Consider the following 18,739-nt stretch of genomic DNA (forward strand, 5'->3'; position numbering starts at 1 on the left):
ACATTAGATTTCACAAAAAAACCGCCAACGGTTTCCCGTGGCGGTTTTGGCTAAAAAAGAGCGAAATTTAGCTGAGCTTACCGTGGCAATGCTTGTATTTTTTTCCACTACCACATGGGCAATCGTCGTTACGCCCTACCCGTGATGTGTCTGCCGCTAAGGGAGCAGCATTGGCGGGGGCGGCTTGGTCAGCGGCTACGGCTTCGTCGTAATCGGCCGCATGAACGCGCACATTTTCTAGCTCGACAGCAGGCGGCGGAGCGGCCTCGGTAGGTGCTTGGATTTGCACAGTCAGCAAAGTGCGGACCACTTCGTCACGGATACGGTCGAGAAGCTCGGCAAATAGCTCGAAGGCCTCGCGTTTGTACTCTTGTTTGGGGTCTTTTTGCGCATAGCCACGCAAATGGATCCCTTGACGTAAGTGATCAAGCGCCTGCAGATGGGCTCGCCACTGCGTATCAATAGACTGCAGCATGATGGCGCGCTCGAAACTTCCCCATTGTTCCAGCCCTACTAAAGCGATTTTTTCATCAAGAGCCACTTTAGAGGCGTCGACCACGCGGTCTAATAGATCTTCTTCGGAGAGCTGCGTTTCTTTTTCAACCATTCCCACCACATCTACCTCTAGGTGGAATTGGCTGGCTAGAGCAGCTTGGAGACCAGAGATATCCCATTGTTCTTCCATGCTTTCCTCGGGCACATACTGATGGAAGAAATCAGTCAGGGAGGCCTCGCGCATGTAAGCGATATTAGCGCTGATATCGGTCGACTCAAGCACCTCGTTACGCTGTGCGTAAATGACTTTACGTTGATCGTTAGCTACGTCATCAAACTGCAGCAGTTGCTTGCGGATATCAAAGTTACGGGCTTCGACTTTACGCTGAGCGGACTCGATAGAACGCGTTACCATGCGAGCCTCGATAGGCTCGCCTTCGGGTAGACGCAAACGCTCCATAATATTGCGTACGCGATCCCCCGCAAAAATACGCATTAATGAGTCATCTAGGGACAAATAAAAGCGTGAGGAACCTGGGTCACCTTGACGCCCTGCGCGACCACGTAGCTGGTTATCAATACGACGCGATTCATGACGCTCGGTACCAATAATACGCAAGCCACCTGCGGCCTTAACCTGCTCGTTAACTGGACGCCATTCCGCACGGATGGCTTCGATTTGTGCGGTTTTTTGTTCTGGGCTGAGGCTGTCGTCATCTTGAATGGCCGTTACGAAGCGTTCAATAGAACCACCCAACACAATGTCGGTACCCCGACCGGCCATGTTGGTGGCAATGGTTACGCTACCCGGCTTGCCGGCATCGGCCACAATTTGAGCCTCACGTTCGTGTTGTTTAGCATTTAACACCTCGTGTGGCAGACCCTCGGCCTGTAATAAGCCAGCTAAGAGCTCTGAGTTTTCAATGCTGGTTGTACCCACTAAAACGGGCTGACCACGCTCGTGACAGTCTTTGATATCGGCCAAAATAGCCGCATATTTTTCTTTATCGGTTTTAAAGACTTGGTCGTTTTGATCAACACGTACCATAGGACGGTTGGTCGGGATAATGACGGTCTCTAGGCTGTAGATTTCTTGGAACTCGAAGGCTTCTGTATCTGCCGTACCGGTCATACCGCCCAACTTTTCGTACATACGGAAATAGTTTTGGAAGGTAATAGAAGCCATGGTTTGGTTTTCGCTTTGAATTGTCACCCCTTCTTTGGCCTCGACGGCTTGGTGTAAGCCCTCGGACCAACGGCGTCCTGACATCAAACGACCGGTGAATTCGTCCACAATGACGATTTCATCATTCTGTACTACATAGTGCTGATCGCGGAAAAAGAGGTTATGCGCACGCAATGCCACCATGATATGGTGCATGAGCGAAATATGGCGAGGCTCGTAGAGGGATTCGCCAGCGGGCAATAACCCCATTTCCGTTAAGATTTTTTCCGCTTTTTCGTGTCCTGCTTCGGACATGTGAATTTGCTGGGCTTTCTCATCGACCCAGTAGTCGCCCTCGGGCTCGGGCTCTTGGGGTTTGGGTTCCTGTTGCATGCGAGTAAGCATAGGAGGAACCACGTTGATGGCCTGATATAAGGCCGTATTATCATCCGCTTGACCCGAAATAATCAGAGGCGTGCGTGCCTCGTCAATAAGGATGGAGTCAACCTCATCCACAATCGCAAAATGCAAACCACGCTGACGGCGCTCGTTTGCATGGTATTCCATGTTATCGCGTAGGTAGTCAAAACCAAATTCGTTGTTGGTACCGTAGGTGATATCGGCCTGATAGGCGGCTTTCTTTTCCTCGTTAGATTGGTTAGGTACCACCACGCCTACGCTAAGGCCGAGAAAATTGTAGAGCTTGCCCATGGCCTCTGCATCGCGACGTGCCAAGTAGTCGTTGACCGTGACTACATGAACCCCTTTGCTGGTTAGAGCATTTAAGTACACAGCCAAAGTGGCCATTAAGGTTTTTCCTTCACCCGTACGCATCTCTGCAATCTTGCCATTGTGCAATGCAATAGAACCCAGCAACTGCACGTCAAAGTGACGCATGTTATAGACACGCTTTGACCCCTCGCGCACCACAGCAAAGGCCTCAGGCAACAAAGAATTTAACGACTTACCTTCGGCTAAGCGCTGACGAAACTCAGCCGTTTTTGCCCGCAGCTCGTCGTCGCTTAGGGCCTCGAAGGTGGGTTCAAGCGCGTTGATCTGTGCAACCTGCTTGCGGTACTGTTTAAGCAGCCTATCGTTGCGGCTACCGAAAAGCTTTCTGAGCAAAGAAACCATTCTTGTATCGTATTGGTAAGATTCACAGCATGTAATACTACATGCCTACTCCCATTCCTATTATTCGGGTTAAGGGAAAACTGGCAACATAACAATACAGTTTAACGCAGCTAGATGCCAAAAAGACTATTTTGTCGTACTGGATTGAACCAATAGCGTATCAGAATACTCTTTAGGTAGAAATAAAATAGGGTCTAAAGGCTGATCTTCAAGACGCACCTCAAAATGCAAATGGGCTCCGGTGACTTGCCCAGTTGCCCCGACTCGAGCAATAAGCTGTCCTTTTTCGACCACATCGCCCAACCGCACTAAAATAGACGAGGCATGAGCATAGCGCGTTATTAAGCCATCGCCATGAGCAATTTCTACCATCTTGCCATAACCACTACGATAACGCGCCTCTGTCACTATACCACCAGAGGCCGCTACAATAGGGGTACCAACCGGAGCAGAAAAATCCATGCCTTCGTGTAAGGTATGGCGCCCTGTGATGGGGTGACGACGCCACCCATAACCGGAGCTAACATAACTGCGATCCACAGGATGCATCGCTGGAAAGCGTGCTTGGTTACCTAAGCGTTGGCTAAGCACACTATCTAGCATAGTCAGCCAATCTTGGCGTTCAGAGAGACTATAATATAAGGTGTCGAGTTCTCGGCCTAGATCTTGGGCGCTGCTGAGCTTTGGAGCCGGGTCTTGCCACTCCATCTGCTGCAAAAGTTCTGGATCGGTGTATTGCACACCTGCATGCTCAGCAATACGCCGCCCTAAACTTTCCATTTCAATGACCTTGGCTTGAAGGTCGCCTAAACGTTGGGCTAACTGCTGTACACTTTGTTGGACGTACAACGCATCGCGCTCTTGGGCTTGATTTAATATCACTACCTGACTAGGGTCTAGCTGCTTTGTACCTATTTTTGATTGTACTAAAGCGCCCGCTACGGCGGAGACGCTAATCCCTAAACCAATGGCTAATGCCCGCAGCGCTTTTAAGCGTAGCCGCGAATTCTTTAACTTATTCAAACAATTTAATCCTTATGTCTAGGGCTTTTTTTAAACGCTTCAGTACTCGCTCTAGTGAACCAGCCAGCCCTATTGCTGGTTGGCTGAAGCAAGATCCTAAACAGATCCTGTCTACAGCACAAAGCTATTTAGAGTTAGAGCAATATATTCATAGCCAACTTCCAACTGCCATGCGCAGCTGCCGAGTGGCTCATATAGATAGACAAACTGTGACCCTAGCAGTTCCCAGCGCTGCACATGCCACTAAATTAAGGCAAATGCTGCCCACGTTAATTGCTAAGCTAAACCAATCTGCATGGAAGTGTAATCAAGTCCACCTTCAAATCCAATCCGTACTTTTTACTGGGGTAGAACCCGTAGGACACGTACGTCAAGGGGGAGCAGGTATTGATAGTAGCGGGCTTGCTGCTTTTGAGCAGCTTAACCAATCGTTAGAAGAAGGTCCTTTGGCACAAGCGGTAGAGCGCTTGTTACGTAGACATAAGCATAAAGGCTGAGCCTTGGCACCAGCCTTTCACCATGCTTGATTAATAAGCGTGTTTCCATTCGCGCACATACGGCACGGAGGCCGGCGCTTCTTCGGTGTAGGTAACAAGTTCCCAACTGTCAGACGCTGCCAACAACGCACGAGCTAATTGGTTGTTCAAACCATGACCTGACTTACACGCGACATAACGTGCTACTAAAGGATGACCAATTAGGTATAAATCACCAATGGCATCTAAGATTTTGTGTTTTACAAACTCGTCCTCGTAACGCAAGCCATCAGCATTGAGAACACGAAACTCGTCCATCACAATGGCATTATCCAAACTGCCACCCCGTGCTAGACCTGCAGCACGCATGGCCTCGACCTCGCTAGCAAAACCAAAAGTACGCGCTCTGGCTACGGTTTTGACGTAGGAGTCTTTTGCAAAATCGACCTCGGCAAAGTTTGCTGTGGCATCAATGGCAGGGTGCTGGAAATCAATGGAAAACTGTAAGCAATAGCCGTCGTAGGGCTCGAGTCGGGCCCACTTGACCTGATCGCCTTCGCCCTCTCGGACCTCGATGGGTTTTAAAACACGTAAAAACTGCTTGGCTACGGACTGTTCCTGGAGGCCAGCTGAACGCAGTAAATACACAAACGTTCCGGCACTGCCGTCCATAATGGGAACTTCTTCGGCAGAAATATCTATGTGTAAATTATCAATACCTAGGCCAGCTAAGGCAGACATCAAGTGCTCTACGGTAGAAACACGGACACCGTCTTTTTGTAAGACAGAGGCCATGGTTGTCCCCCCTACATACTGTGCTTGGGCAGGGATGGTCACCACCGGATCGAGGTCAGTACGATGAAACACAATACCTGTGTTTGGCTCGGCTGGACGCAAAGTAATTTCTACTAAACGACCCGAATGCAAGCCGATTCCTTTAGTGCTGACAACGGTAGATAAGGTGCGCTGACGTAACATAGATAATGAAAATAAAGACTATAACACCCGTTATTATAAAACATACTAGACGAACTGGCTCAGAGGGTCAGTTAGATAATGTATCTAACTGACCTGCGAGAGCTCACCTATCGGGGTTAGGTGATTAGTCGGCTTGCTTGCGTAAGTACGTTGGAATATCGAAACGATCCATACCGGACGTTTCTAAGGCTCGTACTTGCGAAGAAGCTTCGGTGTTGCGTGTACGCATAACCGATGGAATGGAAGGTGGGGTGACCTCGGCTTCCGGCTCTTTAGGAGCAATGGTTTCGGCTAAAGTCGGTTCGTTATCCGTTCCTGTGCGTAATACCGGCTCTGCAACGGGTGTTTGAACCAACTGAGGACGTGCTTGTTGACGACCTAGGCCAGTTGCTACCACTGTTACACGTAGGCTATCACCCATGCTGTCATCGTAGGCCGTACCAAAGATAACGTGTGCGTCTTCTGCAGCGTAACTTTGGATAATATCCATAATTTCACGTGTTTCACGCAATTTAAGATCACGACCGGCTGTGATGTTAACCAACACACCACGTGCGCCATGTAAATCGACGCCTTCGAGTAATGGGCAGGCAATAGCACGCTCTGCTGCCTCGCGGGCACGGCCTTCGCCAGAAGCTACCGCAATACCCATCATGGCTTGACCTTGTTCGCCCATAATGGTTTTTACGTCTTCGAAGTCAACGTTAACGTTACCTTCGACGTTAATAATTTCGGCAATCCCTGCACATGCATTATGTAACACATCATCAGCGACTTTAAAGCAGTCTTCTTGGGTTGCGTCATCGTCCATTAAGTCGTAGAGGTTTTCATTTAACACCACGATTAATGAATGTACATGTTTGGATAGCTCGGCAATACCGGAGTTTGCCGTATCCATACGTCGGCGTCCTTCGAAGTGGAAGGGTTTAGTTACCACTCCCACAGTGAGGATGCCTAATTCTTTGGCGACTTCAGCCACAATAGGGCTGGCCCCAGTTCCAGTGCCGCCACCCATACCGGCCGTGATAAACACCATATGGGCGCCATCCAATACCTTGCGGATTTCGTCACGGGCTGTTTCTGCTGCCGCTCGGCCTTGTTCTGGCTTGGCCCCTGCCCCAAGGCCAGATCGACCTAGAGCAATTTGAATAGGTGCTTCGCTGCTGGCTAGAGCCTGCGCATCTGTATTGGCACAAATAAACTCAACGCCTTGCACACCTGAATGAATCATATGTGTGACCGCATTTCCACCTGCGCCACCTACCCCGATTACCTTAATAACGGTTGAATTACCGTTGGTATCTAGTATTTCAAAGTTCATCATTTAGATTCCCTCGCTTTAATATTGGCAAGAAAACGTCTTGCCTCCCCGATAAACCACATTTACTGCAATTATCCTTTTTAGCAAAGTCTGGCTGTTAATTCATAAACCATTCTTTGGCTTTTGCAACCATACTTTTAAATCGCCCCTCTTTACGGGTGACTTTGCGACCTTGGCCATGCTCTTGACGTGCTTGGCACAATAAACCCATGGCGGTAGAGAAACGTGGGTTGCGCATCATGTCAGCCAAGCTACCTTGATAAATGGGCATGGCGACACGCACCGGTTTTAAAAAAACGTCTTCTGCTACCTCAGCGATACCCGGCAATAATGCCGTACCGCCCGTAATGACTACCCCCGAAGCCAGTAAGTCTTCGTACCCAGATTCGCGCACGCTTTGCTGTACCAACTGGAAAAGCTCTTCGACCCGAGGCTCGATGACGGCCCCCAATGCATGACGTTTGACTTGACGATTAGGGCGGTCACCTAGACCAGGAACCTCGATAAGCTCTTCGGGCCCGGCGATATCCTCGCGCGCTAAACCATAGCGCAGCTTAATTTCCTCGGCATCGGGCATAGGGGTACGCAACATCGTTGCGATATCATTCGTAATTTGGTCTCCAGCTATAGGAATAACATGAGTATGACGTATTGATCCACCCGTATATATAGCTATATCTGTGGTTCCACTACCAATATCGATGAGTAAAACCCCTAATTCTTTTTCGTCATCAGTCAAACACGCCAAACTAGATGCTAAAGGCGCGAGCATCAGTTCTTGGACTTCTAGCCCACAACGGCGTACACAGCGTTCAATATTTTGCGTGGATGACACCGTGGCCGTTACAATATGCACACGCACCTCGAGCCGAAACCCGCTCATTCCGATAGGGTCTTTGATGTCTTCTTGGGCATCGACAATAAACTCTTGTTCCAGCACATGTAGCACTTGTTGATCAAGTGGAATATTGACCGCTTGGGCAGTTTCAATGACTCGAGCTACATCTGTAGCCGTTACCTCTTTATCCTTGACTGCTACCATGCCGCTAGAGTTCAGACTACGTATATGGCTGCCTGATATGCCTGCATACACCCCACCAATTTTACAATCGGCCATTAGCTCGGCCTCTTCGAGCGCCCGCTGAATTGAGTTAACGGTGGCTTCGATATTGACGACCACGCCCTTACGCATCCCCATGGACTCGTGTTGACCTAAACCCAGAACCTCGAACCGCCCTTCTGGCAACACCTCGGCTACCACGGCAGCGACTTTGTTTGTGCCAATGTCTAATGCTACGATCAGATCCTTATTATCACGGGTCATAAAATTTTCTATTTCATTCAGTAGGTTTAAGAGGCGCTAAGCTAATGGCAAATCCGTTGCTATAGCGTAAGTCGGCGGATTGGATGGTTCGACCATCTAAGCGCTCGTGTAATGTAGGCCACGCCTGCACAAAACGCTCTAGACGTGCGGCAAAATCAATGGCCCCTGATGTGCCATGCAGATCAGCAATATCGGCGGCAGGGTCGCGCCCTAGCTGCAAACGAATGCCATCCGACAACACCACCTCCCAAGCGTAACGCGGGCTTAAATTTAACTGCTGGATGCTTACCCCCAGAGGGGTTAACCATTGCGTCACCTCGGCGTAACGTTGCACGACTAAGCGCTCGGAGTTAGCGGGACCGCGCAATTGGGGTAAAAAAGTTCCCTCGACAATAACGGCCTCGTTTGCCGCAAACGGCTCACCCCATGTGTTGATCATATCGGATTCATTCCAATAGGCTAAAGGCTGTTGTTCCTCTATTTTAACCTGTAAGGTGTTTGGCCACACGCGACGCACTTGAGCTCGACGTACCCAAGGGGCTTTTTCAAGTAGCGCTCTGGACTCATCTAGATTAATACTAAAAAAATTTCCTTTTAACTGCCCAGCAATGGTGGCATGAACCGCATCGGGGGTGACATACACTAGCGCCTCGTTATTGACCCCTTCGATTTTCACCGTGTCCACAACAAAGTACGGTAAACGGGCCAGCCATAGCAGCGCACTGGTCACTATAGCGATAACAGCCAACACAGCAAGGCCGTTGGCTAATTGGTTCAGCCAACGATAATTCACTGAAAGAAGAGGCATAGAAAAACGCTGCATTATGCTGTTCTGGCCACCGCTTTCAATTTCAAGCTCGCGCTTTGTGCAATCTCGATACAGAGTTGCTCGTAGCTTAAGCCCACTGCCTTAGCCGCCATTGGTACTAAAGAGTGGCTGGTCATCCCTGGAGACGTATTCACCTCGAGTAACCAAGGCTGATTAGCTTGATCCAGCATGAAATCTACCCGGCCCCAGCCCTCGCAACCCACTGCCAAATAGGCCTCACGCGCTAAAGCTTGAATCTGGTCGGTAAGCGCTGGGCTTAGGTCGGCAGGACAAAAGTATTGAGTCTCATCACTATAATACTTGTTTTCAAAGTCGTAGTTGCCGCCTGGCGCCACAATTTCAATCACAGGCAAGGCTCGTGCTTGGTCTGCACTACCTAATACGGGTACGGTTAATTCGCGCCCTTGAATAAAACGCTCGGCAAGCACCGAGCTATCAAAGCGATAGGCTAAGTTAAAGGCGGCTTCAACTTGATCGGCATGATCTAAACGCGTAAAGCCCACGGTGGACCCTTCGTGGGCAGGTTTCATAATAAAAGGCAGTGCCAACCGATCGCATAACCCCTCGAGGTCACGCTGGTTTTTTAAGACGGCAAACTCAGGCGTGGGTAGGCCTTGCTGCAGCCAAACGCGTTTCGTCATGACTTTATCCATGGCCAATGCCGATGCCATTGGCCCACTGCCTGTATAAGGAATACCCAACAGCTCTAGGGCCCCTTGTAGTGTCCCGTCCTCGCCAAAACGGCCATGAAGCGTAATAAACACACGGTCAAATTGCGCTTGAGCTAACTCGGCCAAACTCTGGGTTTTCGTATCAAATAGATGGGCATCTACCCCTTGCGCCACTAAAGCGTGATGGACGCCAGCGCCGGACATGAGAGAAACCTCGCGCTCTGCAGAAACCCCACCATAAATAACGCCAACCTTGCCTAGCTGTTTCATAGTCCTTCCTTAAGTTGTCCTGCCACACGACTTATTGACCCTGCACCCATTAAAACCACCACATCATCAGCGCGTACAAAGTTCTGGATTGACTCGGCTAAATCGCTAATTTGTTCGACGAACACGGGCTCTACACGGCCCGCTACGCGTATAGCGCGTGCTAAAGCACGCCCGTCTGCCGCCACAATACGCTCCTCGCCGGCTGGATAGACCTCGCTTAATAACACGGCATCGGCTTGGCTGAGCACGCGAACAAAATCCTCGAAACAATCGCGGGTGCGTGTATAGCGATGAGGCTGAAAAGCGAGCACCAGGCGTCTATTGGGCCACGCACCACGGGCAGCATCTAAGGTGGCTTGCATTTCATTAGGGTGATGACCGTAATCATCGACCAAGGTGTAATGCCCCCCTCCTGCTGTCTCGGGCACGGGCAAATCGCCATATTGGGTAAAACGTCTTCCTACACCTGTAAACGTATCTAGCGCTGCCGCAATGTCGGCGTCGCTGACACCGAGCTCAGTGGCTACGGCTATGGCAGCTAAGGCGTTCAGTACATTGTGCTTACCAGGCAGGTTTAGACTGACAGACAATACAGGCAGAGCCCCTGCACTGCCTTGGCGTTCTACATCAAAATACATTTTGGTACCAACATGACGAATACCCACGGCTCGTACCTGCGCGTCGGGGTTTTCTATACCATAGGTGGTCACAGGACGCGACACGAACGGAATAATTTCCCTCACATTGGGGTCATCAACACACAGCACCGCACTGCCATAAAAAGGCAAGCGCTGGGTAAAATCAATAAATGCACTTTTTAAACGTGCCACGTCGTGACCATAGGTATCCATGTGATCAACATCGATATTTGTAATGATCGCCATGACAGGCAGCAAGTTTAGGAAAGAGGCATCCGACTCATCGGCCTCTACAACAATGTATTCCCCTTGACCTAAACGGGCGTTGGCACCGGCTGAGTTTAAACGGCCTCCGATGACAAAAGTAGGGTCCAACCCACCCACAGCAAGAATGCTGGCCACTAGGCTAGTGGTTGTGGTTTTGCCATGCGTGCCGGCGACGGCTATGCCTCGTTTTAAGCGCATGAGCTCGGCCAACATAAGCGCACGCGGTACCACCGGAATACGTAGCGCACGGGCAGCTAGGACTTCAGGGTTGTCATTGCCAATTGCGGTGGACACCACAATCGCGCCCATGCCTTTCACATTCTCCGCTTCATGGCCAATAACAATACGTGCTCCTAAACTTTCTAACCGACGAGTGACAGCTGACGGTTGGATGTCAGACCCGCTAATGGCGTAACCTAAATTAAGCAACACTTCGGCAATGCCGCTCATTCCAGAGCCACCTATACCGACAAAATGAATGTGCTGAATACGATGTTTCATGAATTTCCTTTAGCTAAACGTAAACACGTGTTCGCTATTTTTTCTGTTGCATCCACAAATGAATGCTCTTGCGCATGGATGGCTCGCTTTTGCAGTTCAGCACGCGTTGTTGTTTGTAGCCACTGGGCTAACCACTCCACGGTAAATTGGGCTTGAGGCTGCAGCCATGCCGCAGCACAGTCGCTAAGGTAATTAGCATTGGCAGTTTGATGATCGTCAATGGCATGAGGCAATGGCACAAATAGGGCCGCCACCCCAACAGCGGCGACTTCCGCTACCGTCATGGCCCCGGCTCGACAAATGACGACATCAGCCGCTGCCATGGCAGCAGCCACATCTGTAATAAAGGGGACGACCTGAGCGTGTACCTGAAGCGCATCATAATTGTCTTGGACAGTCTTGGTGTGCGCCTGACCCGTTTGATGCACGACATAAGGCCGATCCTGGGCCGAAATTTGTGCCAGTGCAGCGGGTATGATTTTATTCAAAGGAGCGGCCCCTAAGCTGCCACCTAATACTAAGATTTGTAAAGTTCCTTTACGGGCTTGGTAACGTTCGGCAGGCGCACGTTGGCGTGTAAACGCATTACGCACAGGGTTTCCCACCATAATGGCCCCAGGTAATGCCCCAGGAAAACCCACTAAGCTTTGACGCGCTATTTTAGCTAAATAGCGGTTCGCTGTACCGCCTATGGCATTTTGCTCGTGTACCACTAAAGGGATACCCGCTAACTTTGCCATTATCCCACCAGGAAAAGCCACATAGCCGCCCATCCCGAGCACGACATTAGGCTGGGCCTCTTGCAGAGCCCGTCGAGCCTCTACACACGCGCTTAGTAAACGAAACGGTAACTGCAATAGAGCCTTTAGCCCTTTACCTCGCACCCCGGAAAAATGTAGGGGCAACAAGGGAAAGCCGTGCTCTTTTACGAGTTGACCTTCCATGCGATCTGGGTTGCCAAGCCAATACACGCGCCACCCTTGTGCTCGTAGATAATGAGCGACCGCCAAGCCCGGCATAATATGCCCACCTGTGCCTCCGGCCATAATCAAAATCGAACGGCTCATTGACGGATACCTCGCATTAAGTTTCGGTTCTCATGATCGATGCGCAATAATATCGCTAACGCAATGAGACTCATAATTGTGGCTGAACCACCATAACTGACTAATGGCAAGGTCAAACCTTTGGTAGGCAATACGCCTAAACAAACCCCTATATTAATAAAGGTTTGCACGCCAAACCATACTCCAATTCCTTGGGCGAACATGGCGTTAAATAAGCGCTCCATGGCGATAGCCTGACGCCCAATTTCAAATGCACGCCAAATCACAAAAGCAAAAGCAATGATAAGCAGACTAACCCCGACAAAGCCGAGCTCCTCGCCAATCACCGCCACAATAAAGTCTGTATGGGCCTCGGGCAAATAATGCAGTTTTTCTACGCTAGAACCTAAGCCCACACCGGTCCACTCACCACGCCCAAACGCAATAAGCGAGTGCGAAAGCTGGTAGGCACTGCCATAGGCGTTTTCAGGCTTCCAAGGGTCTAAATACACAAATAAACGCTCACGGCGCCACGGCGCAAACCAAATCATAATGGCCCCAACGCCCCCGAATAAACCCACCATACCGATCATCCAGCGCAAGGCAATACCACCAATAAAAACCACGCCCATCGCGATACACGCTGTCACGACAAAAGCCCCCAAGTCGGGCTCTAAAATAAGGAGTCCCCCTACCGCACCCACTACCAATATGATGGGTACAAAGCCACGCCAAAACTCGGAAATGGTTTCCTTTTTGCGCACCACATAGAGGGAGGCAAACATAACCATCGCCACCTTCATAAACTCAGAAGGCTGGAAATTAACTATTCCTAAGGGAATCCAACGTCGTGCCCCATTGACCTCACGCCCTACACCAGGAATTAGCACTAATACCAACAGCACCAGAGCAAGGATAAAAAGGGGCAAGGCCAGTTTTTCCCAGACGCGCATCGGTACCAGACTGGCTGCCCCCGCTAACACAGCGCCCAAACTTAAAAACAACGTATGACGGATGACAAAATAATAGTGGCCATAATTACGATACTGCGGGCCATCCGCTAAGGCGATGGAGGCCGAATACACCATTAATAAGCCAAAGGCCGCTAACATACACACTACCGTCAGTAATGGCATATCAATACTAGGCATTGCAGTCCGTGCCCGTGACCGCTTTCCTAAAACCCGCTGATTTAATGGGACTGATCGTGTCACGCCACCTCTCCTTTGTCCAAAGCTAACTCAGTGACGGCATCCACAAACTGATGGCCACGATCTATGTAATTGCTGAACATATCCAAACTGGCGCACGCGGGTGACAATAACACGGTGTCCCCTGCCTGACTGAATTCAAACGCCTGCTGTACGGCTTGAGTGAGGTTCATTGCTAACACAACGGGGATAGTTAGCGCCTCAAAGGCGCGGGCTAATAAGGCGGCATCACGTCCGATCAGTATCACAGCACGGCAAGCACTTTGAGCAACAGCATCGGCTAAAGGGGTAAAGTCTTGATCTTTGCCTACACCCCCTGCTATGAGCACCATAGACCGGCCCAGCCCTTCGATAGCGGCTACTGTTGCCCCAACATTCGTGCCTTTACTGTCATTAATGAAGCTTACCCCCTGCACCATACGCACAAACTGACAGCGATGAGGCTCACCATGATAATTATGTAAAGCATGAAGCAAAGCATCCCAATCTAGGCCAGTGGTACGCAATAAGCTTAGTGCAGCCAACGCGTTACTTATGTTGTGTCGCCCCGTTAGAGCCAATGCTGAAATAGGTAATACATACTCTAGCGCCCCCGTCTGCACGGTGGACAACGCAATCCATTCTTGCTCTTGGTTAAGACCTAACCCGATATCACACGCCGTCACAGGCTGATCGAGTCCGAAGCTTTGTACTTGCATCTCTGCTGTAGGCATGGCGAATGTGATAAGGTCATCGCGATTCACGATCACGTGTTGGCACATACTAAACAAATGAGCCTTGGCGGCAATATAAGCCTGCATTGACCCATGCCAGTCAATATGATCTTGACTGATATTTAATACCACACCGGCTTGCAGCGCTAAGCTAAAGGTATGTTCAAGTTGAAAGCTGGAAAGCTCGATAATCCAGTAATCCGGTAGCTGCTGCTGAGCATAGGCCTCTGCCAAAGCGGATAGCGCCGCCGGACTGATATTCCCTGCGGCAAGCACAGACTGGCCGGCTTCTTGGAGCATGTATTTAGTCAGCTGCACGACGGTGGTTTTGCCGTTCGTTCCGGTGACCCCAAACACGGTAGGACGATAACCGGTACGTGCTAAATCGGTTAAAGCCCGAGCAAATAGCTCTATTTCACTAATAACGGAAATACCTTGACGTTTAGCTAAGCTTAACAAATGCGCTACTTGCGGATCAGTTGGCGCTAAGCCGGGACTGATAACCACCGTTTGTATACCCGTTAGTACATTGGGGTCGAGTGCCTCTGCACCTAATACAACGTCGATGGCGACATCATTGTACTGATGAGCCAACGCCTCTGTTTTCACCTGGTAGTGTAACCGGGTGTCGGCCACTCGTATTGGCAAGTGTTGTTGTAAGTACCAATGCGCTGCAGCCAAACCGGTTTCCCCTAAGCCTAGGATAAGTGTGTAGCCATAGGAAGAGGTGGTAAAGACAGACTCTTTCATCGTAGTTTAAGTGTAGAGAGGCCAATTAGAACAAGCATCATCGTAATGATCCAGAATCGAACCACCACTTGGGTTTCTTTCCACCCACTGACCTCAAAATGGTGATGCAGAGGTGCCATCTTGAAGATCCGCCGCCCTTCACCGTACCGTTTTTTGGTGTATTTGAACCAAGTGACCTGCATCATGACTGACAACGTTTCTACTACAAACACCCCACCCATAATGAAGAACACAATTTCTTGGCGCACAATAACGGCAATGGTCCCTAAGGCCCCACCTAACGCCAGCGCCCCAACGTCTCCCATGAAAACTTGGGCGGGGTACGCATTAAACCAAAGAAAGGCTAAACCTGCCCCCGCAATCGCTGCACAAATTACCATTAGCTCTGAAGCGCCAGGAATATACGGAAATAATAAGTATTTGGAATAGTCCACTCGACCTACCACATAGGCAAAAATACCTAATGCACTACCCACCATGACGGTAGGCATAATCGCGAGCCCATCTAAGCCATCTGTTAGGTTCACCGCATTGCTAGAACCTACGATGACAAACCACGTTAATGCAGCAAAACCTAAAACCCCCAACGGGTAACTGATGCTTTTAAAAAAAGGAACGATCAAATCGGCTTGGGTGGGCAATGGCATTGTAAAGCCGCTAAGCACCCAACTTTTAAATAAAGGCCACAGTTCCGCTGTATCCGGAGCAGAAACCGCAAACGTTAAATACACCGAAGCCACAATCCCAATTAATGCCTGCCAAAAAAACTTTTGGCGTGATGACATGCCTTCGGGGTCACGGTGCACGACTTTTTTATAATCATCTGCCCAACCGATCCAGCCAAAACCAAACGTGACGAGTAATACAACCCACACGAATCGATTCGTCCAATCGGCCCATAAAATCGTGCTAATACCGATAGAAATCAGCACCAACACCCCACCCATAGTAGGGGTACCATTTTTTTGCAAATGCGACTCAGGACCGTAATTACGTACCGCCTGACCTATTTTTAATTCGGTCAGACGACGAATTACCCAGGGGCCACTCCATAAACCAATAATTAATGAGGTGGCACAGGCTAATACGGCTCGTAAGGTAATGTACTCGAACACCCCAAAAGCGCGGACATGGGATTCAGCAAGCCACCGCGCTAGCTCAAGAAGCATAATGGGTCTCCGCGAAATGCGTTTCTAACGCGGCAACCACACGCTCCATACGCGCACTGCGCGAACCTTTAACTAAGGTTTGAGCGGGCATTTCTTTTAAGAGTTGCTGGGTTAATTGTTCGAGTGAGTCGTAACTGCTGGCCCCTTGGCCAAAGGCCTCTGCTGCCTTGAGGGCTTCGTTACCATGCACCAATAACACATCAATACCTAGTTCGCGCGCATAAGCGCCTACCTCTGAGTGGACGGCACCACTATTTATGCCGACCTCGGCCATATTCCCTAAAACCAACACTTTTTTACCCTCTAATTGTGCCAAGACATCAATAGCGGCACGGACTGAATCAGGGTTGGCATTATAACTGTCATCAATGAGCTGCACACCATTTGGCAAGTGTTTTACTTGCATACGACCTTGGACGGCCTTGAAAGACTCGAGACCAGCCACGATAGCGGCTAAAGGCGCGCCCGCTGCGGCGGCACACGCTGCTGCCGCTAAGGCATTACGTAGGTTGTGAACCCCTGGTACGGGAAGATGCACATTGGCAGTTTCTGTGTTGAGGATCAGCTTGAATTGAGTGGCATTGGCATCTGCATGAATGGAATCAGCACGTACCTGCGCCTCGTTATTAAAGCCAAAACCGTGTGTAGTGCGCCCCTCGGCTAACTCTTGCCAAAACGCGGTGTAGGTATCGTCTGCGGGGAAAACTGCTATGCCCTGCTCGTTTAAAGCACCTAAGACGGCTCCATTTTCTGCTGCTACCGCATCCACTGTCTGCATAAACTCTTGATGTTCACGCTGAGCATTATTGATGAGTGCAATAGTAGGGGCTGCAATACGCGCCAAAGGCAAGATTTCGCCAGGATGATTCATGCCTAACTCGAAAACGGCAGCTTTATGGGTAGGTTGTAAACGCAGTACAGACAACGGCACACCAATTTGGTTGTTTAAATTGCCTGCTGTCGCTAAAAACTGATCGCTACTGCCTAACCAAGCCGTAAAAATAGCGGCAATCATTTCCTTGGTGGTGGTTTTACCATTGCTGCCGGTCACAGCCACCACAGGAATCGTAAAGCGACGACGCCATAATGTCGCGGCCTTGGTTAAGGCGGTTTGCGTGTCACCCAAAATAAACTGCGGCAAGTCAACCTCGACAGCATGAGCCACCACGGCGGCTACAGCGCCTTTTTCCTTGGCAGTTTGTACGTGATCATGTCCATCAAAGCTCTGGCCCTGTAAAGCCACAAAGAGCTGACCAGGCTGTAATGTACGTGTGTCGGTTGAAATAGACAAACCACGTAGCCACGTTAAGGCAAAGCCAGCCCAATGACGGTCGTCAAAGGGATGGCGTTGCCCATTGACCTCTTGGTAGGTTTCATGGCCTTTGCCAGCAATCAGCACAATATCATTGGGTTCGGCACGCCATAGGGTTTGTAAAATCGCTTGGGCACGGTCTAACTCTGTATGCGGAGTCGAGCTCATGCCGGCCGCAATATGCTGAATAATCTGTTGCGGATCTTCAGAGCGTGGGTTGTCTGTAGTAATGACGACTTCATCTGCCAATCGATCGGCAATCGTCCCCATCAATGGGCGTTTTAAGTTGTCACGGTCGCCCCCACAACCAAATACGCACCAGATTCGGCCACCGCGCACCTCTGCTGTTTCACGCAATGACAGCAGAGCGCGCTCTAAGGCATCGGGGCTGTGGGCGTAGTCGACCACCGCTAAAGGTGCCGGACGATGCGTACCTACCGCCAAGGGTTTAACGATTTCCAAACGCCCAGGAACAGGGCCTAAGGTAGCCATTAACCGCGCAATTTTAGAAATAGGCCACCCTAACTCTAGCAATACCGCAGAGACAAGCAGCAAATTAGATACGTTATGAGCACCTAATAAACGCGTTAGGATTTGGGCTGTGCCGTGAGCTTCGACCAAGCTAAAGACTTGACCATCTGCAGCGGTATGTATGTCTTCGGCAAATAAATCGGCCTGCGCATCTTGGGTGGAATAGCTTAAGATACGCTGCGCTTGGGCTTCACTTTTAAGCTGCACACCAAAGGCATCATCTAGATTCACTACCGCTAAACGCAAATTGGGCCAACGGAAGAGCAAACGCTTGGCAGCGGCGTAATTCTCTGGGGTGTGATGATAATCTAAGTGGTCGTGCGATAAATTAGTTAAGGCCGCAATATCAATCTGGACGTGATCAAGGCGTCCTTGCTCTAAGCCAATTGAGGAGGCTTCTAAAGCAACCAGATTTGCACCAGCGGCATGAATAGCCGCCAAACTACGATGCATAGTCAGTACATCTGGGGTGGTCAGTGCGCCCCCTAAATTAGTGCCATCGGGTAAGGTCACACCTAGCGTACCAATCGTACCGCACGACACGCCGGAATTATTTAGCATGGCAGCCAACCACTGCACACTCGAGGTTTTTCCATTCGTGCCCGTTACGGCAATAACAGTCATGTGCTCAGAAGGCTTGCCGTACCATTCGTGGGCAACGGCGCCCAACTGTTGACGTAAGCCCGGTACCACCAAAGTGGGTACTGAACTGTTTGATGACGCTGTATCGTCTTGCACGATAACCGCCGCCCCCGCGGCGATCGCTTGCTGCACGTAGTCATGGCCATTACTTGCTAACCCGGCACAAGCAAAAAACACATCGCCCGCCTGAATAGTGCGTGAATCCAAACATAAATGCGCTGTCGCTTTAACGTGATGTTCTTTTAACCAATCTACAATAGTTATTGCGTTCAT

Annotated in this window: 14 protein-coding genes; 1 reads left to right on the top strand and 13 read right to left on the bottom strand. The window is 50.1% G+C overall.

Translation table 11 applies throughout. The features are described 5' to 3' along the window. Positions 1–67: 67 nt before the first annotated feature. Positions 68–2,794, bottom strand: coding sequence for a preprotein translocase subunit SecA (gene secA, locus GGR41_RS04750; RefSeq protein ID WP_167660892.1), 2,727 nt, complete (start codon positions 2,792–2,794; stop codon positions 68–70). Between the two features lie 126 nt (positions 2,795–2,920). Continuing rightward, a complete protein-coding gene (locus tag GGR41_RS04755; RefSeq protein WP_229711059.1) occupies positions 2,921–3,817 on the bottom strand; it encodes a M23 family metallopeptidase in 897 nt (298 codons plus the stop codon). A 14-nt stretch (positions 3,818–3,831) separates the two neighbouring features. Between GGR41_RS04755 and GGR41_RS04760 the strand changes: the two genes are divergently transcribed. Further along, positions 3,832–4,314: a DciA family protein gene (locus GGR41_RS04760; RefSeq protein WP_167660893.1), complete on the top strand. Its 483-nt coding sequence runs from the start codon at positions 3,832–3,834 to the stop codon at positions 4,312–4,314. Positions 4,315–4,344: 30 nt separating this feature from the next. Here the strand turns inward: GGR41_RS04760 and lpxC are convergent, their stop codons facing one another. The 11 genes from lpxC to murF all read right to left on the bottom strand — a co-directional run bounded on the left by lpxC (position 4,345) and on the right by murF (position 18,739). Beyond that, a complete protein-coding gene (gene lpxC, locus GGR41_RS04765; RefSeq protein ID WP_077734666.1) occupies positions 4,345–5,271 on the bottom strand; it encodes a UDP-3-O-acyl-N-acetylglucosamine deacetylase in 927 nt (308 codons plus the stop codon). Between the two features lie 124 nt (positions 5,272–5,395). Next, positions 5,396–6,595: a cell division protein FtsZ gene (gene ftsZ / locus GGR41_RS04770; protein WP_077734665.1), complete on the bottom strand. Its 1,200-nt coding sequence runs from the start codon at positions 6,593–6,595 to the stop codon at positions 5,396–5,398. 94 nt (positions 6,596–6,689) lie between these two features. Next, the gene (gene ftsA, locus GGR41_RS04775) at positions 6,690–7,916 is read right to left on the bottom strand and encodes a cell division protein FtsA (RefSeq protein ID WP_167660894.1); all 1,227 of its coding nucleotides are present in this window, start codon (positions 7,914–7,916) and stop codon (positions 6,690–6,692) included. Positions 7,917–7,929: 13 nt separating this feature from the next. After that, positions 7,930–8,724, bottom strand: coding sequence for a cell division protein FtsQ/DivIB (locus tag GGR41_RS04780; protein ID WP_077735028.1), 795 nt, complete (start codon positions 8,722–8,724; stop codon positions 7,930–7,932). Positions 8,725–8,738: 14 nt separating this feature from the next. Beyond that, a complete protein-coding gene (locus GGR41_RS04785) occupies positions 8,739–9,686 on the bottom strand; it encodes a D-alanine--D-alanine ligase (protein WP_167660895.1) in 948 nt (315 codons plus the stop codon). Next, positions 9,683–11,092, bottom strand: a complete 1,410-nt coding sequence (murC, locus tag GGR41_RS04790; protein ID WP_167660896.1) for a UDP-N-acetylmuramate--L-alanine ligase — start codon at positions 11,090–11,092, stop codon at positions 9,683–9,685. Before murC ends, GGR41_RS04785 begins: the two co-directional genes overlap by 4 nt. Further along, on the bottom strand, positions 11,089–12,159 hold the full coding sequence (gene murG, locus GGR41_RS04795; protein WP_167660897.1) for an undecaprenyldiphospho-muramoylpentapeptide beta-N-acetylglucosaminyltransferase: 1,071 nt from the start codon (positions 12,157–12,159) through the stop codon (positions 11,089–11,091). The genes murC and murG overlap by 4 nt, the downstream gene beginning before the upstream one ends. Continuing rightward, the gene (gene ftsW, locus GGR41_RS04800) at positions 12,156–13,289 is read right to left on the bottom strand and encodes a putative lipid II flippase FtsW (RefSeq protein ID WP_077734659.1); all 1,134 of its coding nucleotides are present in this window, start codon (positions 13,287–13,289) and stop codon (positions 12,156–12,158) included. The genes murG and ftsW overlap by 4 nt, the downstream gene beginning before the upstream one ends. 59 nt (positions 13,290–13,348) lie before the next feature. Next, on the bottom strand, positions 13,349–14,812 hold the full coding sequence (gene murD / locus GGR41_RS04805) for a UDP-N-acetylmuramoyl-L-alanine--D-glutamate ligase (RefSeq protein ID WP_167660898.1): 1,464 nt from the start codon (positions 14,810–14,812) through the stop codon (positions 13,349–13,351). Continuing rightward, the gene (gene mraY, locus GGR41_RS04810) at positions 14,809–15,981 is read right to left on the bottom strand and encodes a phospho-N-acetylmuramoyl-pentapeptide-transferase (RefSeq protein ID WP_167660899.1); all 1,173 of its coding nucleotides are present in this window, start codon (positions 15,979–15,981) and stop codon (positions 14,809–14,811) included. Before mraY ends, murD begins: the two co-directional genes overlap by 4 nt. Next, positions 15,971–18,739, bottom strand: coding sequence for a bifunctional UDP-N-acetylmuramoyl-L-alanyl-D-glutamate--2,6-diaminopimelate ligase MurE/UDP-N-acetylmuramoyl-tripeptide--D-alanyl-D-alanine ligase MurF (gene murF / locus GGR41_RS04815; protein WP_167660900.1), 2,769 nt, complete (start codon positions 18,737–18,739; stop codon positions 15,971–15,973). Before murF ends, mraY begins: the two co-directional genes overlap by 11 nt.

The sequence above is a fragment of the Paenalcaligenes hominis genome (genome assembly GCF_011927625.1).
In the GTDB taxonomy this organism is placed as follows: domain Bacteria; phylum Pseudomonadota; class Gammaproteobacteria; order Burkholderiales; family Burkholderiaceae_B; genus Paenalcaligenes; species Paenalcaligenes hominis.

Excerpts from the sequence above, each read along its gene's own strand:
- ftsA (WP_167660894.1), bottom strand. The coding sequence starts at position 7,916 with ATGACCCGTGATAATAAGGATCTGATCGTAGCATTAGACATTGGCACA.
- GGR41_RS04760 (WP_167660893.1), top strand. The coding sequence starts at position 3,832 with ATGTCTAGGGCTTTTTTTAAACGCTTCAGTACTCGCTCTAGTGAACCA.
- murG (WP_167660897.1), bottom strand. The coding sequence starts at position 12,159 with ATGAGCCGTTCGATTTTGATTATGGCCGGAGGCACAGGTGGGCATATT.
- lpxC (WP_077734666.1), bottom strand. The coding sequence starts at position 5,271 with ATGTTACGTCAGCGCACCTTATCTACCGTTGTCAGCACTAAAGGAATC.
- ftsZ (WP_077734665.1), bottom strand. The coding sequence starts at position 6,595 with ATGATGAACTTTGAAATACTAGATACCAACGGTAATTCAACCGTTATT.
- murD (WP_167660898.1), bottom strand. The coding sequence starts at position 14,812 with ATGAAAGAGTCTGTCTTTACCACCTCTTCCTATGGCTACACACTTATC.
- GGR41_RS04785 (WP_167660895.1), bottom strand. The coding sequence starts at position 9,686 with ATGAAACAGCTAGGCAAGGTTGGCGTTATTTATGGTGGGGTTTCTGCA.
- murC (WP_167660896.1), bottom strand. The coding sequence starts at position 11,092 with ATGAAACATCGTATTCAGCACATTCATTTTGTCGGTATAGGTGGCTCT.
- GGR41_RS04780 (WP_077735028.1), bottom strand. The coding sequence starts at position 8,724 with ATGCCTCTTCTTTCAGTGAATTATCGTTGGCTGAACCAATTAGCCAAC.
- ftsW (WP_077734659.1), bottom strand. The coding sequence starts at position 13,289 with ATGCCTAGTATTGATATGCCATTACTGACGGTAGTGTGTATGTTAGCG.
- secA (WP_167660892.1), bottom strand. The coding sequence starts at position 2,794 with ATGGTTTCTTTGCTCAGAAAGCTTTTCGGTAGCCGCAACGATAGGCTG.
- mraY (WP_167660899.1), bottom strand. The coding sequence starts at position 15,981 with ATGCTTCTTGAGCTAGCGCGGTGGCTTGCTGAATCCCATGTCCGCGCT.
- murF (WP_167660900.1), bottom strand. The coding sequence starts at position 18,739 with ATGAACGCAATAACTATTGTAGATTGGTTAAAAGAACATCACGTTAAA.